We start from the raw sequence: 15322 nt of genomic DNA on the forward strand, positions 1-15322 counted from the left end.
ACTGGTATCAACTATATTTTATTTTTTCATACCACAGGATCATCTTGTCCACTTCCAGCTCCTGGCTTTCAAGTAGTAATAAGGCATCTTCGAGCGGAGTGGTGCTTTTATCCTTTCTGTTTTCGGCTTTGTTGATCTGTAATATCTTGAGCTTTGGGCTGGTAAACAAGATCCGTTTTTCTATTTTCTGGATCTTCTGCCTGGTAGCCGCTTCCACTTGTTTGATTTGGATCTGCAGCTCTTTTTTATTAATATCTATTTGTTTTTTACCCAGTTTGAGTTCAGTGATGATTTCATTTGCCTCTTTTTGATCGTCAGGGGTAGCTTCTTTCCATCCTTTTAATTGCTCAGAAAGTTCAGTGACCCTGACCATTTCAATTTGCAGTTCATCGATAAGCCTAATGGTCTTTATGAGTCCTGCACCAATCATAAATGGGCGTGCAAAAAATGGTTTTGATTGAATGCCGGATTCGATCTCCGCTTTTTTACGGAATAATTCGTCTAGCCGGGACTGGGAGTCAGCCAAAAAAACTTCAATTTCTTCTATGATATACCGCGCTTGCTGATCCCAATGGTTTACATCAGCAAAACTTTCCAGCGACCATTTATTATCTAAGAGGTTTCCGGCGAGCTTATCATCATATTTCTCCATATCAAATTTTCAACCCGGGACTTTGTGGTTTAAAATATATAGTCCTGTAAGTTTAAGCCATGGTTGCTTTTCATTTTATTTCTCCCATCAATCTTTTGGTCCAGGGTATCAATACAAACATAATCAAGGCGGCGGCGGCACTGCTGAGAAATACATATAGAAATATTTGTTGTAATGGATAAGCTTCAAATAAGCCACCGACCCTACCACCAATCCAGTTGCCCAGAGAGGCTCCTAAAAACCAAATGCCCATCATTTGCCCTACTATTCTCACCGGGGCAAGTTTGGTCATGGCACTCAACCCAACCGGCGATAAGCAAAGTTCTCCGACTGTATGCAGAAAATAAGTAATCAATAGCCACATCACGCCGACCCGCTCCTGGCCGCCAGCGATTTTTTGAGCTGCAGGAACCAAAATTAAAAATCCAAGTCCTGCAAATAATAATCCGAAAGTGAATTTTAAAGGGGTAGAAGGTTCTTTGCCAGCTTTATTCAGCTTTAACCAAAGGATAGCAAATACTGGTGAAAGCAAAAGTATCCACATAGAGTTAACAGACTGCCACCAGGTAGACGGAAACTCCGTACCAAAAATTGAATTAACAGTATTGCGATCTGCAAACAAAGTCAAGGTACTGCCGGCTTGTTCGAAAGCGCCCCAAAATAATGCTGCCGCCAGATAAAATATGATGATGGCTACAATTCTCTTTTTTTCATCACCATTAAACCCACCAGTCGTAAATAAAAAGAAAAAGTAAACAAAGGGTACTACAATCAAAGCTATCCCCATCAGATCAGAAAGCCCTGTGACCGTGATTGGATAAATATGAGTAAAATGCAGCAATGCCAGAACTGCGACTCCAATGATAACACCTAACAATGCCTTGCTTAAAGTCCTGGAATTTGAAGCCCGATCCCCTTGCAATTCGACAGATTTTAATCCGGCATCCCCCAGGTATTTTCCACCCCATTTGAACAGAAACAAACCCAATATCATACCTATCCCTACGATCACAAAACCCATGTTCCAATCGATCTTTTGACCTACGTAACCAGCCAGCAGTGGAGCAGTGAATGCGCCCAAATTGATACCCATGTAAAATATCGAGAATGCACTATCTCTTCGGGGATCGTCTTTGCCGTATAATGAGCCTACCATGGTAGAAACATTAGGCTTAAGTAATCCTGTCCCTATACAATTAAACAACAGGCCGGTGTAAAATCCGGACTTAGCGGTAGTGAGGCCGATCAATAGGTTGCCAGCTGCTATAAGTACCCCTCCAAAAAACACTGCATTGCGGGCACCTAAAAACTTGTCTGATATCCAGCCTCCCGGCAGATTAGTAATATATACACCTGATACATACAATGCATACAATGCTCCAGCTTCGCCTACACTCATTTCGAGGCCGGGATTTTGTCCCGATACCGCAGCGGTCATATACAAGATTAATAATGCCCTGCCTCCGTAATAACTGAACCGCTCCCACATTTCAGTGCCAAATAAAATGGCAAGTCCTGTTGGGTGTTGCTTAAACTGAGGTATGACAATCGCCGCCAGCAAAGCCAAAAAAGCTATAAATCCTATGATCATGATTGGTTAAGGTTGGTAATAAAAGTTTTAAAAATAGGCAATTATGGTTGAATCGAAAATATTTTTACAAGCCTCTTTTGTTGAAAAAATGATCAAAAAGATCTCGAAAAATGGTTATTTGAGCTAAATGATAATAATAATTCATCCTCGCTAATCCAAGGGTAAATTTGGATGACTGATAAATGACGAAGAAATGGGCTCCTCCTGATTTTCGTCAAGTAGTTAAGCTGCCTTTTTGATAAGTTTGCGGGGTTTTTAGCCATATAGGAAGACTAAACCATTGTCCAATCCTATAAAATCAATTTATGAATTCAACTCATGCGCTTATTTCAACATGATACATCAACTCGATAAAATATTTAAACCCAAATCCATTGCTGTGGTGGGAGCGTCTACCAAAGAAAAAAGTGTAGGACACTCTATTTTTAAGAACCTGGTAGACAATCAATTCCAAGGCAATGTATATCCCATCAACCCCAAAGCTGGTGAACTATTGGGCCACAAAGCATATCCTGCCTTGGCTGACTTGCCTGAAAAAGTAGATTTGGCAGTCATCGTTGTACCTTCAAAATTAGTGCCTTCTGTAGTCGAAGAATGCGGTCAGGCCGGGGTCGGCGGACTCATCATCATTTCGGCAGGGTTTAAAGAAGCAGGGGAAGAAGGCGAAAAAATGGTCGAAGCTATTCTTATCACCTGCCGCAAATACAAAATGAGGTTGATCGGACCTAACTGCCTGGGGACTATTAATCCAAAGCTCGGCATGAACGCGACTTTTGCCAGCAGGATGGCTTTGCCCGGGAATATTGCTTTTATATCTCAGAGCGGTGCTCTTTGTTCGTCGATTCTGGATTGGGCCTGTGAACAGAATGTGGGTTTTAGCCATTTTGTGTCTATCGGATCGATGGTCGATATTGGATTTGCCGAGCTGATTGATTATTTCGGTATGGACCAGGAGACTTCGTGCATACTTATATATATGGAGTCGCTGACAGAAGCACGCAAATTTATGAGTGCTGCCAGAGCATTTGCCCGATCCAAACCCATTATCATCTTAAAAGCAGGTAGAAGCCTGGCAGGTAGCAAGGCAGCGATGTCTCATACTGGTACTTTGGCAGGCAATGATGCAGCCTTTGATGCTGCCTTTAAACGCTCAGGATGTGTACGGGTGGAGACGATATCTCAGCTGTTTAATTGTGCTCAGGCCCTTTCGATGCAGCCCAGGCCAAGGGGCAACAGGTTGGCCATAGTCACCAATGCAGGTGGTCCCGGAGTCTTGGCTACTGATTATCTCATCACCAGGGGAGGAGAGCTCGCCAAATTGTCTGAAGCCAGTCTTACCAAACTTAATGCTGCACTTCCGGCGACCTGGAGTCATGGCAATCCGGTAGATGTACTGGGAGATGCCTCGGCTGAAGATTATCGTATTGCACTTGAAACATGTCTGGCAGATCAGAATGTAGATGGTGTGCTGACGATTCTAACTACTCAAACAGTCACCGACCCAATAGGAACAGCCAAAGCACTTGTAGAGGCGAGCAAGAAGTACCATAAACCAATCCTGGCCGCCTGGATGGGTGAGCACGATGTGTGGGAAGCAAGGGAAATAATGGAATCCGGCAAAATCCCTAACTATCGATATCCTGAAAGCGCTGTAGATGTATTTACTCAAATGCATCAATACTCACTCAATCTGGAATTTTTATATGAGACCCCGCCTGAGGCCCCTCACCGATTTGTGCCTAAAAGAGATGAAGCATGGCATATTCTGAGGACAGCTTTGACTGAAAAAAGGCATTATTTATTGGAGCACGAAGCGAAGGATCTTATGCGTTGTTATGATCTGCCTGTCGTCAATAGCAGGGTAGTAAAATCTGCTCATGATGCCGCCAAAGCAGCCCTCGAGTTGGGATTCCCTCTGGTTATGAAAATTATTTCTCCGGATGCACTGCATAAGACGGAAGTAGGTGGAGTCCAGCTTAATATCAACTCTGAAAATGAGGCCATTAGAGCCTATGATGAGATCATCTCCTCTCTAAAAAAACATAAACCGGATGCTCACGTAGTTGGAGTACTTGTTGAAAAAATGGTTAAGAAGAGATTCGAATTGCTCATTGGTGCTATCCGAGATCCGATATTTGGTCCACTTATTGTTTTTGGACAAGGTGGAGTAGCCGTGGAAGTAATCAAGGATACTAATTTTGGACTTCCTCCTTTAAATATCGCTTTAGCCAAGCGCATTATTCAAAATACAAGGATCTACCAGCAGTTGAAAGGATTTAGAGGCATACCCGGAGTAGATCTGGATGATCTTGCCTTTCAATTGGTAAAGTTCTCTTATATACTTACAGACTATCCGGAAGTGAGGGAAATAGATATCAATCCGTATCTCCTGGATGAAAAAGGTGGTGTGGTAGTGGATGCGCGAATCTTACTCGATGATTATCAGCCGCGAAAAAAAGGTCATCCATATCAACATCTTGTGATCTCCCCTTATCCGGAAAAATATGCCAAACATATCATGCTCCATGATGATCATCAGGTATTGCTACGACCTATTCGACCTGAAGATGAACCTATGGAACTGGAGATGATCAATACAATCTCTGATCAATCACTGTATTATCGCTTTTTTGGGTACGTGCCAAAGGTAACGCATGATTTTATGATCAGAATGACCCATATAGATTATGATCGCGAAATGGCGCTGGTAGCAGAGATCAATGATGGCAAGAAAAAGCAAATGATTGGAGTCGTGAGGATTATCGCTGATGCCTGGAGCGAATCTGCGGAATTCGCCATCCTGATAGCAGATCCCTGGCAAAACAAGGGTCTTGGCAGTCAGATGATGGATTATATGCTGGAGATCGCCAGAGACAAAGGGATCATGAAGATCTACGCCTCCGTATTGGGCATCAATACCCATATGGTCAGAATGTTTAGAGAACGAGGATTTGAACTTAAAAATGAGGATGACGGTGCGTATCGGGTAAAACTCGATTTAGATCAGGCTATGCCTTTTGTGGCAGAATTGCCTTTTCAACCGCTATAACTAGCCTTCCTTCACTTTCTTGTTTACTTCATTCATGGCTATCTCTATGCCCGCCAAAGAAAATTGAATAATCCCTTCAGCTCCTTTTAATAACAAAGGGGCTAATAATTTTTTTTCTTCTTTGGTCCAGGGGCTAAGTACAAAATCTGCCTGTCTGCCCTTGGCAAAATCGCTGCCTACCCCGATCCTCAATCTTGGATAGTTTTTGGACATAATACTTTCCTCAATGCTTTTTAATCCATTATGGCCTCCGGAACTCCCATCTTTACGCATCCTGATGGTTCCAAAAGGAATATTGATATCATCCAATACAGCCATGACTTGCTCAGGCTGGATTTTGATTTTTTGCATCCAGAATGCTACTGCTTTGCCACTTAGGTTCATATAAGTATCCGGTTTGAGCAGCGTAAGGGATTTGCCTTTCACTTTTATATCACATCGCCATCCAAATCGGTCTGTGTGCCATTCACCTCCCACTTTCTCTACCAGGTAATCCAATAATTGGAAACCAACATTATGCCTTGTATCGGCATATCCGGCACCTGGGTTGCCAAGTCCTACGATCAAATACTTCTTGTCAGACATATATTATATTCGTCAGGCAAATTTAGCCAAACATCTGCCAATGTAAATAGTCATCTATCTTTGAGGGTATACTATGCAAGCATTTGGGAAGTTTGATGTGATCCGCCTAATCCGACATTCGAGTTGGCTGAGGATATGGAATGCAGTCAGGGTCTTCAGTTCATATTATCTCAGTAAATGGACAGGTAAAGTGTACCAATGGGGTAGCCCTATCAGCATTTCCTTCGAGCCCACTACTGCCTGCAATCTTCGGTGTCCTGAATGTCCAAGTGGTTTGAGATCCTTCACCAGGCCTACTGGCAATGTGCGCACAGATTTTTTCAGAAGTGCCATAGATCAACTTGCACCTACCTTGTCTTCACTTATGTTTTATTTTCAGGGTGAACCTTATATTCACCCGCAGTTTTTAGATATGGTATCTTATGCAGAATCTAAAGGTATCTATACTATTACCTCTACCAATGGGCATTTTCTCAGCCAGGCCAACGCTGAAAAAACGATTACCTCAAACCTCAGTCGAATCATCATATCGGTGGATGGTACAAATCAGGAGACTTACCAAAAATACAGGAAGGAGGGGGATCTTCATCAGGTACTGGAAGGGGCAAAAAGACTGGTGGCTGCCAGATCCAAAGCAGGTGTCCATCATCCTTATATCATCTTCCAGTTTTTAGTGGTAAAGCCTAATGAACACCAAATACCAGAGATCCACCGATTGGCCAGGGAAATAGGGATAGACGAAGTCAAGTTAAAGACAGCTCAGCTATATGACTATAAAGATGGACATGAACTTATGCCCCAGCAATCTAAGTACAGCAGGTATCAAAGATTGGAAAATGGACAATTTGCTATTAAAAACAAACTGCAAAATCATTGCTGGAAGCTGTGGCACGCATGTGTCATCACCTGGGATGGTACTGTCGTGCCTTGCTGTTTTGATAAAGATGCTTCACATAAAATGGGCGATCTAAAAAGCACGAGTTTTAGCCAAATATGGCAAGGCGAGCGCTACCAGGAATTCAGATCTGACCTGATGACCAGCCGTAAATCAATAGATATATGTCAGAATTGCACTGAAGGTATTAATGTCTGGGCTGATTAGTTATTTTGGCGAAGTATAGAACTGTAAATGTGCGAAAGACTAAATTAATTTTAGGATTTCCATAAGATTCCCTTACCTTTATTGGTTAATAGCAGCGAAGAGGAAGGTCATTTCCATATAAAGAAACTTCTTAATTTATAGTCAATTGGTTGACATGTCTTTTGAAGAATTATTCAGAGATCTGGCTTGGTATGCTCTGGTTGTAATAAAAATGTAGATCGTGGTAAATTCAATGAGTCCTACTATAAATAGTGTGATTTTTCACAAATCTATCTTCCAGGGTAGGCTCGAATTTGGTATTGGAAAAAATATAGAGAAAGCCCTGCAAATGTACCAGATCAGGGCAGAGCAATATTACCGCAATGAAATTCTGTTCAAGCCAGAACAAATTTTTTGCATAGACGAAGGTTATATTGATATCCCCAGGGTTGTAATGCAGGCTTCTGACAAATACTTTGCCAATACAATTAATCTCCTGGATTACATAGCACAGTTTGCATCGGCCGGCTCTTTGGGAGGTTGGTTGATCGATGCAGGCAAAGTCCTTCGTCATAAAATGGTAGAACCCATGAGCGACAAAATCGCTGTCAGGGAATATATCAGAGGAAAAAAACTAATAGGAACAAAAGGTAAAGAAAAAGAAGCCATCGAAGCTTTAAATCTTGCCATTGAAAGATATGAGCGCCACAGTCAAGCATATGAAAAAAGAGGCTATGTCAATTTTACGCTTAAAAACTTTCATGATGCATTGGCTGATTTTAATAAAAGTATAAAGTTTGATGAGCACAATGCCCTGGCTTATTTTGGAAGAGCGCAGGTTTTTCTCGTAGAAAAGGATACCAAAAAGGCACTGGCAGACCTGGGTTCGACTATACTTAAATCATTGGCTTTACAGACAGTTCATTGGCAAGCCAGATATCAAAAAGGGGAGCTCCACTTCAATGCAAAGCAATACAAAGAAGCAGCATTTGAGTTGAAACTATTTTGTGACAGAACATTTGATTCCTCAGACATCAACTATACCAAAAAAAGGGAAGCAGCTTATATGTACGCCAGAATATTGATGGCCCAGGAGCATTATGAGGAAGCGGCCTCTAGATTTAATATTGCTTTAGCAGCTATCGAAGCTGATTCAAAATCGGCAAAATTTACCAAAGCTGATGTCCTTTATCAACGAGGTCTTTCCAAAAAATTGGCAGGGAAAAATGGATTCATGGCTGACATCAAAGAAGCAGCTACCTTGGGAAATAAGGAAGCTATCAAAATGCTTCAAACCAAATAATCCTTAAAGAACATTAATTTCATAGTGATGACTTCGTTTTCACTGGTACACATTGTAATTTTGATAAGCTGATGGGCAAATCAATATGGACCATTTTTGCGATTGTACTGGCGGTCATGATCCAGGTCAACTTATTTGCGCAAATCCATCCCAAAGCATTAAAATATTATAAAAAAGCCTTAGCCCAGCAATCCAATAACAAGACAAGCAAGGCGATCTCTTATTTTGAAAAAGCTATCAGTTATGAAGCTAATTATAAAGAGGCTCACCTGGCACTTTATAATATCTATTTGCAGCAAAATGAAGCGGGAAAAGCATATACTCATCTCAAAGCTGCAACTGTGGACCCAGGCAGAGACAGACCCAATCTTTTATTTAATACTGGCAAACTGGCCTTGCAGCAAGGACTATATGTCGAATCGAAAGAGCATCTAAGTGCTTATCTGCAATTGCAATCAAAAGACCAGGCCACACGGCAATTGGCTCAGCATTTACTGGACCAAGCCAATTATGGTTTTGAACATAAGGCCCCCGTCGTATCAGGTCCAATGCTTTTGCCTGCAGAAATAAATACTGCCGTTCCCGAATATTTGCCCTCTTTGGATGCTAGGGGTCATACTCTGGTATTTACAAGAAGAGTCAATGGCAATGAAGATTTGTTTATGTCCAGCACTGACAAAGATGGATCATGGCTGCCCGCCCAACCCTGGCCCCAAAACACGATAAAAAATGAAGGAGCCCATGTCATCAGTGCGGACGGTAAAACACTGGTATTTACCCGGTGTGATTGGTCTGATGGATATGGTAGCTGTGATTTATATATATCCGTGTTAAGATCTGGCAAATGGACTAATCCCCAAAATATGGGCTCCTCTGTCAATACTAATTTTTGGGAAAGCCAGCCAAGTTTAAGCGCAGATGGCAGGACTCTGTATTTCGCGTCCAATCGTCCGGGAGGGCTGGGAGGTTATGATATCTGGTGGACTAAAAGATCTGGCTTGGTATGGTCCAGGCCGGTCAATGCAGGGCCATGGATCAATACTAAGTGGGATGAACTGTCACCAAATAGGCATGCCGATGGTAGTTCATTGTATTTTAGATCAGACGGGTGGCCGGGATATGGTTCATTTGATATTTTCTTAGCCAGAAATGAAAGAGGCAAGGCCTGGAACACGCCTCCATTGAATTTGGGTCCGACTATCAATAATCATGAAGATCAGGGAGCTCTGACAGTAGCTATCGATGGTTACACGACAATATTGACTTTACAACAAGTCAATATGCGAAATGAACTTTTATCCAGTGATCTTGCCACTGTAAATCTGCCGGAACAGGTCACTGCCGCTGCCTGTATATTCATTCAAGGTAAGGTCATGAAGAGCAAAGATGATAAACACATCCCAAATGCGATTTTAGTCTTTACTGCAGAAGGCATAGAAAATGGTAGTGACACGATTTTATTAATCAAGTATATCAACTGTACTGTAATGCCACCGGATTTGATTTTTTCGCTGATAGGATTACCACTTTTGAGGATGCTAAAAACAAAATAAATTTTGATATCCACCTGGATGAAGTGGTCGCAAAAGATTTAGGTGCAAATAGTAAACCTATCATTTTAAAAAATGTATTGTTTGAGTTTGCCTCTTATACGCTGGAGGTCGGCTCCTTTGTAGAGTTGGATCAACTGTTTTTATTCCTTCAGTCTAATCCTGACTTGTCAGTAGCTATATACGGACATACGGACAATGCGGGGGATAAACTAAATAATCAGTTGCTGTCAGAAAACAGAGCTCGCGCAGTGTATAATTATTTGGTGAATAAGGGATTGCCAGCTGACCGGTTGTCAATAAAAGGATTTGGAGACTCATCCCCTATAGCCACAAATGATACAGAGGAAGGGAAAGCTATGAATCGAAGAGTAGAAATAAAATTGTCCAGTATCAAACCTTGAATTTTTAATATTAATGGGAAAATCTAAAATTATAAATGTCTCTGAGGTAAATATCGTAGATATCGGAGATCAGGGTCAGGGTATCGGCAAAGATCAGGAGGGAAAAGTGTATATGGTGCAGGATGCAGTGCCTGGGGATCAGATGGATATAGAAGTCAAAATGCGAAGGTCCAGGGTGTCTTATGCCAGGCCTGTCCAGCGGACGGTCGACTCACCCTGGCGGCAAACGCCTTTCTGTAGTCATTTTGGGGTTTGTGGCGGCTGTAAGTGGCAGCATATGTCCTATTCAGGGCAATTAAAGTATAAACAAAAAAATGTGTTCGATGCTTTGACCCGTATCGGTGGGATATCAGATCCAAATATTAGACCCATAGTAGGCGTTGCAGAAGATACTTATTATAGAAACAAACTCGACTTTAGTTTTGGTAGCAGTCGATGGTTGACGACGGAGGAGCTTGAAGCAGAAGATCTGATGAACAAAAATGCATTGGGTTTTCATAGGCCAGGCTCATTTGAAAAAATAGTGGATATCAAGCATTGTTATTTACAGGGAGGGCTTAGTAATGAAATTAGAAATTTTGTCAAAGCGCTGGCGATTGAACATCGATTTACTTTTTATAATGTCAAACAGCACACAGGTTTGCTACGCAATCTGATCATACGGACGGCCCTGAATGGCACGGCTATGATCACCCTGGTCTTTGGGGAAGATGAACCTGAGTCAAGAGAACTGATCAACGCATCGATGATCACAGCTTTCCCTGGTATCACTATCTACAATGTAGTCAATTTGAAACACAACGACACCATTTTTGACCAGGAGATGATCCTTATTCATGGGCTGGGATATCTGACAGAGCAGCTCGGACATTTATCCTGTCGGGTGGGGCCTAAATCTTTTTTTCAAACAAATACATTACAAGCACTTAAACTGTATCAATTTGTGGAAGAGTTTGCCAATCTAAAGGGGGCTGAAATCGTATATGATTTATATTCCGGTACCGGTACGATAGGATTGTTTCTCGCGAGAAAAGCAAAAAAGGTCATTGGCGTAGAAGAAGTCAAAGAAGCCGTAGCAGATGCCCATATCAATGCAGAGATCAATCAAATTCAAAACACAGAGTTTTTTGCTGGCGATGTAAAAAGGATGCTGAGTGAAGGATTGTTTGACCAAAAGGGTAGACCTGATTTGATCATTGTCGATCCTCCAAGAGCAGGGCTGCATCCGGAGACCATACCTATATTGTTGGATTCCCAATCGCCTGAGATTGTTTACGTGAGCTGTAATCCGGCTACTCAAGCAAGAGATATTAAACTATTGTCTTCAAAATATCGACACAAAATGAGTCAGCCCGTGGATATGTTTCCTCACACAGCCCATATTGAAAACGTAACTTTGTTGCAACATATATGAATTAAATTTATGCAGATCAGTACCGAAAAATTTTTAGTCCTGCAGGAAGAGCTCAAAGTCTATCGAAAAGCACTGAATCAGGCGCTGGACATCATCTTGGAAAAAGGCATTACGCCATATCCAATATTTATAGCACATCAGGATTCTTTTGAAGCGGGTATACCTATCATTAATCGATACGATGTAACTGGCAATTGGAGCATCAATGTATCCTCGCTCGAAGAGTTCTTGCAAAAAAAATTGATTTTGTCTCATAAAGTCAAAGCATTTAAATCGACTTACAAACCAGTCGAAGACTTTATTTGTTTTTTTGTTTTGAGTGAGCTCGGAGCGCAATTTGTATTTATGCCCAGGGTCTGACCAACTAAGGATGTCCGATATGCAGTTTAGTATAGATTTATTGTTATTCAAAGCTATCGATATTCTATTATTCAAAAACAACCTAATTTTAGCCTGATGAAAGGAATCATTTTAGCTGGAGGACTCGGTACCAGATTATATCCACTGACCTTGGCAGTGAGCAAACAATTGATGCCGGTGTACGACAAACCCATGATTTATTATCCCTTGTCTATCCTGATGATGTCCAACATCAGAGACATTTTAATTATTTCTACCAAAGATGATCTGCCTAACTTTGAAAAGCTGCTTCGAGATGGCGCTGAGATAGGTTGTAATATTTCCTATAAAGTGCAACCGGAGCCTAACGGACTTGCACAGGCGTTTGTGCTAGGATCAGACTTTGTAGGCCAGGACGATGTAGCCCTGGTGCTGGGAGACAATATTTTTTATGGAGCTGGCCTCGGTGAGATCATGAAAAGCTGCCAGCATCCCAAAGGGGGGATCATCTTCGCTTACCAGGTATCTGATCCTGAGCGATATGGCGTGGTAGAGTTTGACAAAAACTTAAAAGTAATCTCCATAGAAGAAAAGCCTTCCAATCCAAAGTCTAATTTTGCTGTGCCTGGATTGTATTTCTATGATAATTCTGTGTTAGAGGTTGCAAAAAATCTTAAGCCTAGCCCTAGAGGAGAGTATGAAATCACCGATGTCAATAAATATTATTTAGAGCGAGGGCAGTTGCATGTTCGTCCGATGGGTAGAGGATTTGCCTGGCTTGATACCGGCACACATCAATCTCTGATGCAGGCCGGCCAATTTATACAAGTGATTGAAGAGCGGCAAGGACTCAAAATAGGCTGTATCGAAGAAATAGCCCATCAGATGGGTTTTATCGATGATGAACAATTACACCACTTGGGGCATAAATATAGCAAAAGTGGCTACGGGGAATATTTATTAAGACTTTTGAAGTAGTCCACATACATATATATGAGCACCCCAGAAGAGGACATTGATATAGAAAAAGAGGATGAACAGACACGGTCTGTCATGAAATCATTCAAAAGTTCGAAGATTTGGCTCCCTATTGTGATTGGCTTAGGGGTAGTCGTGTATAAGTTATTTGATCACTTTGACACGAGTGCATTAAAATCTATCACCTGGAGCCCACACACGGCTATTTGGCTTTTTTTAGCTTGCGGATTTTTATTGATCCGTCATGTAGCGTACACCTGGCGACTGTATTACCTGGTGGATGGTATCCTCAGTTTCTGGAAGTGTTTTAAACTGATCATTATTTGGGAGTTTAGTTCGGCCATTTCTCCTACTTCATTGGGAGGGTCAGCCGTATCAGTATTTGTGCTTTCTCAGGAAAAAATAGGGGCATCCAGAACACTGGCTACTATCATATACACAGTGATATTGGATAGTTTGTTTTTTCTAATATCTGTGCCTATATTAATTTTTATTTTCGGGGTTAACGTTATTCATCCAAGTTATACGGACTGGTCCTCTGTCAGTGAAGTAGGTTATTCATTGATTTTCTTTTATGGTTTGATCTTGGTGTATGGTCTTTTATTTGCTTATGGCATGTTTATCAATCCCAGTCAGTTCAAAAACATATTGGTTTTTTTTACCCGATTTCCTTTTCTAAAGCGATTTAGAATCAAGGCAATCAAATTAGGTGACGAAATGATCTTATCTGCTGGTGAGATAGTCAAAAGAGATTGGAGATTTCACCTAAAATCTTTTGGATTGACTGCAGCAGCCTGGACTTGCAGATTTATTATAGTGAACTGTTTAATCATTGCGCTGATCGATGTAGTGAGCTATCATCCGTGGGATCAACTAAAAATCTATGGACGGCAGGTAGTTATGTTTGTGTTTATGATGTTCAGCCCGACTCCCGGAGCAGCCGGATTTGCTGAAGTATTTTTTGGCAACTTTATAGGTGATTATATCCCAAAAGGAGCTGCCCTCATAATAGCACTAATCTGGCGGTTCCTGACATACTATTTATATCTGTTGGCTGGAGTGATTATTATTCCTTCCTGGTTGACAGGTCTGATCAGACAAAGGCGAGCCACAAGGGAAGTCAAAAACAGGTCGGTTGATATTTGAAAGTGTTGAAAAACGTATCGATATATTTCCGCCATATCTTTCTACCTTTGAACCATGTTTAAAGGTCCGGTGCAAACGGTGATTGTAATTTTTATTGCGTTGTCTTTGTTTTACCTCGTTCGTTATTTTTATTTCAAACCAGGGGTCAATGTTGCTCAGACCAGTCCACCTATCCTTACTGATTTGGCTGATGGTACACCCTTTGACCTATCATCATTAGCAGGAAAGTATGTGCTGGTAGACTTCTGGGGTAGTTGGTGTGGACCTTGTCGTAAAGAATCTCCAGCCTTAAAAACATTTTATAAAGATTGGAATGAAGTAATATTCAAAGATGGGCAAGGACTAGAGATACTTAGTATAGCTATAGAACCTAATCGGGAAGCATGGGTACAAGCTATGCAAGAGGAGCAATTTCCCTGGCCACTTCATATTCTTGAACTCAACCAATTTAATTCACCCTTAGTTAAATCCTTTGGAGTGCGAGAAATACCAACAAAAATTTTGTTAGATCCTCAACAGACCATCATTGCAGTAGATAAAAATTTTACTGATATGGCAAATATATTGAACAGGAGGAAAAGCTAATTGACTGACATTTTGACCAATATAATTGATATGGTCTTATAATTGCAGGTCACTGAAAGTCAACTTTTGTTATAAATTGAATATAAAGAACAGAAATTTATGAGTCAAAATCAAAACAAACCTGAAGATATGTCAGATGTATTTCCTGAGCCAGAAAATGATGATCAAATGGAGCAAATGGAGGAGATAGAATCTGGTGACGACATGATGGATGCCGGACAGGCTGGTACGGCCAGTCCTGAAATACAGGAACTGAAAGATAAATACTTGCGTCTATTGGCTGAGTTTGAAAATTATAAAAGACGCACCAGTAAAGAAAGAATAGAGTCTTCAAAATTTGCTAGTCAGGATATGATCGCCAGCTTGCTCCCGGTCTTAGATGATTTTGAAAGAGAATCAAAATACGGCTTGGCTACTGAAGGAAGTACATTGATTCATAATAAGTTAAGTCAGATCTTGAAGCAAAAAGGATTGGTAGAAATGGAAAGTAACGGCCAGGTATTTGATCCAGCAGTACATGAAGCAGTAACAGAATTGACCGTACCAGACGATAAAAAAAATAGGATCATAGATACAGTGGAAAAAGGTTACTACCTGTCAGATAAAATAATTCGCTACGCAAAAGTAGTAGTAGGCAAATAGTAA

General features: G+C 41.2%; 14 protein-coding genes. 11 read left to right on the forward strand and 3 right to left on the reverse strand.

Annotated elements, in window-relative coordinates:
• Window positions 1-7: 7 nt before the first annotated feature.
• Together IPJ09_00635 and IPJ09_00640 are read right to left on the reverse strand one after the other, a co-directional pair.
• Window positions 8-652 carry a hypothetical protein gene (locus IPJ09_00635; protein ID MBK7369965.1) on the reverse strand — a complete coding sequence of 215 codons (645 nt, stop codon included), beginning with the start codon at window positions 650-652 and terminating at the stop codon, window positions 8-10.
• Between the two features lie 70 nt (window positions 653-722).
• Window positions 723-2243: a peptide MFS transporter gene (locus tag IPJ09_00640; GenBank protein ID MBK7369966.1), complete on the reverse strand. Its 1521-nt coding sequence runs from the start codon at window positions 2241-2243 to the stop codon at window positions 723-725.
• Between the two features lie 334 nt (window positions 2244-2577).
• Here IPJ09_00640 and IPJ09_00645 point away from each other — a divergent pair, with 334 nt between their 5' ends.
• Window positions 2578-5292, forward strand: a complete 2715-nt coding sequence (locus tag IPJ09_00645; GenBank protein MBK7369967.1) for a bifunctional acetate--CoA ligase family protein/GNAT family N-acetyltransferase — start codon at window positions 2578-2580, stop codon at window positions 5290-5292.
• Here the strand turns inward: IPJ09_00645 and IPJ09_00650 are convergent, their stop codons facing one another.
• On the reverse strand, window positions 5293-5877 hold the full coding sequence (locus tag IPJ09_00650) for an aminoacyl-tRNA hydrolase (protein MBK7369968.1): 585 nt from the start codon (window positions 5875-5877) through the stop codon (window positions 5293-5295).
• Between the two features lie 73 nt (window positions 5878-5950).
• On the opposite strand from IPJ09_00650, the gene IPJ09_00655 reads away from it, so the two are divergent.
• From IPJ09_00655 to IPJ09_00700, 10 genes are all read left to right on the forward strand, one after another.
• Window positions 5951-6979 carry an SPASM domain-containing protein gene (locus IPJ09_00655; GenBank protein MBK7369969.1) on the forward strand — a complete coding sequence of 343 codons (1029 nt, stop codon included), beginning with the start codon at window positions 5951-5953 and terminating at the stop codon, window positions 6977-6979.
• Window positions 6980-7211: 232 nt separating this feature from the next.
• The gene (locus IPJ09_00660) at window positions 7212-8261 is read left to right on the forward strand and encodes a tetratricopeptide repeat protein (protein MBK7369970.1); all 1050 of its coding nucleotides are present in this window, start codon (window positions 7212-7214) and stop codon (window positions 8259-8261) included.
• A 71-nt stretch (window positions 8262-8332) separates the two neighbouring features.
• Window positions 8333-9814, forward strand: coding sequence for a PD40 domain-containing protein (locus tag IPJ09_00665; GenBank protein ID MBK7369971.1), 1482 nt, complete (start codon window positions 8333-8335; stop codon window positions 9812-9814).
• A gap of 23 nt (window positions 9815-9837) precedes the next feature.
• Window positions 9838-10215 (forward strand): OmpA family protein, encoded by a 378-nt coding sequence (locus tag IPJ09_00670; GenBank protein ID MBK7369972.1) that lies wholly within the window; start codon window positions 9838-9840, stop codon window positions 10213-10215.
• Window positions 10216-10228: 13 nt separating this feature from the next.
• Window positions 10229-11629, forward strand: coding sequence for a 23S rRNA (uracil(1939)-C(5))-methyltransferase RlmD (gene rlmD / locus IPJ09_00675; GenBank protein MBK7369973.1), 1401 nt, complete (start codon window positions 10229-10231; stop codon window positions 11627-11629).
• A 9-nt stretch (window positions 11630-11638) separates the two neighbouring features.
• Window positions 11639-11989 (forward strand): hypothetical protein, encoded by a 351-nt coding sequence (locus IPJ09_00680; GenBank protein MBK7369974.1) that lies wholly within the window; start codon window positions 11639-11641, stop codon window positions 11987-11989.
• 96 nt (window positions 11990-12085) lie between these two features.
• Complete coding sequence (gene rfbA, locus IPJ09_00685; GenBank protein MBK7369975.1) at window positions 12086-12946, forward strand: glucose-1-phosphate thymidylyltransferase RfbA; 861 nt, start codon at window positions 12086-12088, stop codon at window positions 12944-12946.
• A gap of 15 nt (window positions 12947-12961) precedes the next feature.
• Complete coding sequence (locus tag IPJ09_00690) at window positions 12962-14092, forward strand: flippase-like domain-containing protein (protein MBK7369976.1); 1131 nt, start codon at window positions 12962-12964, stop codon at window positions 14090-14092.
• Between the two features lie 54 nt (window positions 14093-14146).
• The gene (locus tag IPJ09_00695) at window positions 14147-14677 is read left to right on the forward strand and encodes a TlpA family protein disulfide reductase (GenBank protein MBK7369977.1); all 531 of its coding nucleotides are present in this window, start codon (window positions 14147-14149) and stop codon (window positions 14675-14677) included.
• 99 nt (window positions 14678-14776) lie between these two features.
• Complete coding sequence (locus tag IPJ09_00700) at window positions 14777-15319, forward strand: nucleotide exchange factor GrpE (protein MBK7369978.1); 543 nt, start codon at window positions 14777-14779, stop codon at window positions 15317-15319.
• Window positions 15320-15322: the final 3 nt, after the last annotated feature.

The sequence above is a fragment of the Saprospiraceae bacterium genome, assembly GCA_016709995.1.
Classification (GTDB): Bacteria; Bacteroidota; Bacteroidia; order Chitinophagales; family Saprospiraceae; genus JADJLQ01.

What these genes read in the sequence shown, in the direction of transcription:
- IPJ09_00635 (MBK7369965.1), bottom strand. Translation starts at nt 652, where the DNA reads ATGGAGAAATATGATGATAAGCTCGCCGGAAACCTCTTAGATAATAAA.
- IPJ09_00640 (MBK7369966.1), bottom strand. Translation starts at nt 2,243, where the DNA reads ATGATCATAGGATTTATAGCTTTTTTGGCTTTGCTGGCGGCGATTGTC.
- IPJ09_00645 (MBK7369967.1), top strand. Translation starts at nt 2,578, where the DNA reads ATGATACATCAACTCGATAAAATATTTAAACCCAAATCCATTGCTGTG.
- IPJ09_00650 (MBK7369968.1), bottom strand. Translation starts at nt 5,877, where the DNA reads ATGTCTGACAAGAAGTATTTGATCGTAGGACTTGGCAACCCAGGTGCC.
- IPJ09_00655 (MBK7369969.1), top strand. Translation starts at nt 5,951, where the DNA reads ATGCAAGCATTTGGGAAGTTTGATGTGATCCGCCTAATCCGACATTCG.
- IPJ09_00660 (MBK7369970.1), top strand. Translation starts at nt 7,212, where the DNA reads ATGAGTCCTACTATAAATAGTGTGATTTTTCACAAATCTATCTTCCAG.
- IPJ09_00665 (MBK7369971.1), top strand. Translation starts at nt 8,333, where the DNA reads ATGGGCAAATCAATATGGACCATTTTTGCGATTGTACTGGCGGTCATG.
- rlmD (MBK7369973.1), top strand. Translation starts at nt 10,229, where the DNA reads ATGGGAAAATCTAAAATTATAAATGTCTCTGAGGTAAATATCGTAGAT.
- IPJ09_00680 (MBK7369974.1), top strand. Translation starts at nt 11,639, where the DNA reads ATGCAGATCAGTACCGAAAAATTTTTAGTCCTGCAGGAAGAGCTCAAA.
- rfbA (MBK7369975.1), top strand. Translation starts at nt 12,086, where the DNA reads ATGAAAGGAATCATTTTAGCTGGAGGACTCGGTACCAGATTATATCCA.
- IPJ09_00690 (MBK7369976.1), top strand. Translation starts at nt 12,962, where the DNA reads ATGAGCACCCCAGAAGAGGACATTGATATAGAAAAAGAGGATGAACAG.
- IPJ09_00695 (MBK7369977.1), top strand. Translation starts at nt 14,147, where the DNA reads ATGTTTAAAGGTCCGGTGCAAACGGTGATTGTAATTTTTATTGCGTTG.
- IPJ09_00700 (MBK7369978.1), top strand. Translation starts at nt 14,777, where the DNA reads ATGAGTCAAAATCAAAACAAACCTGAAGATATGTCAGATGTATTTCCT.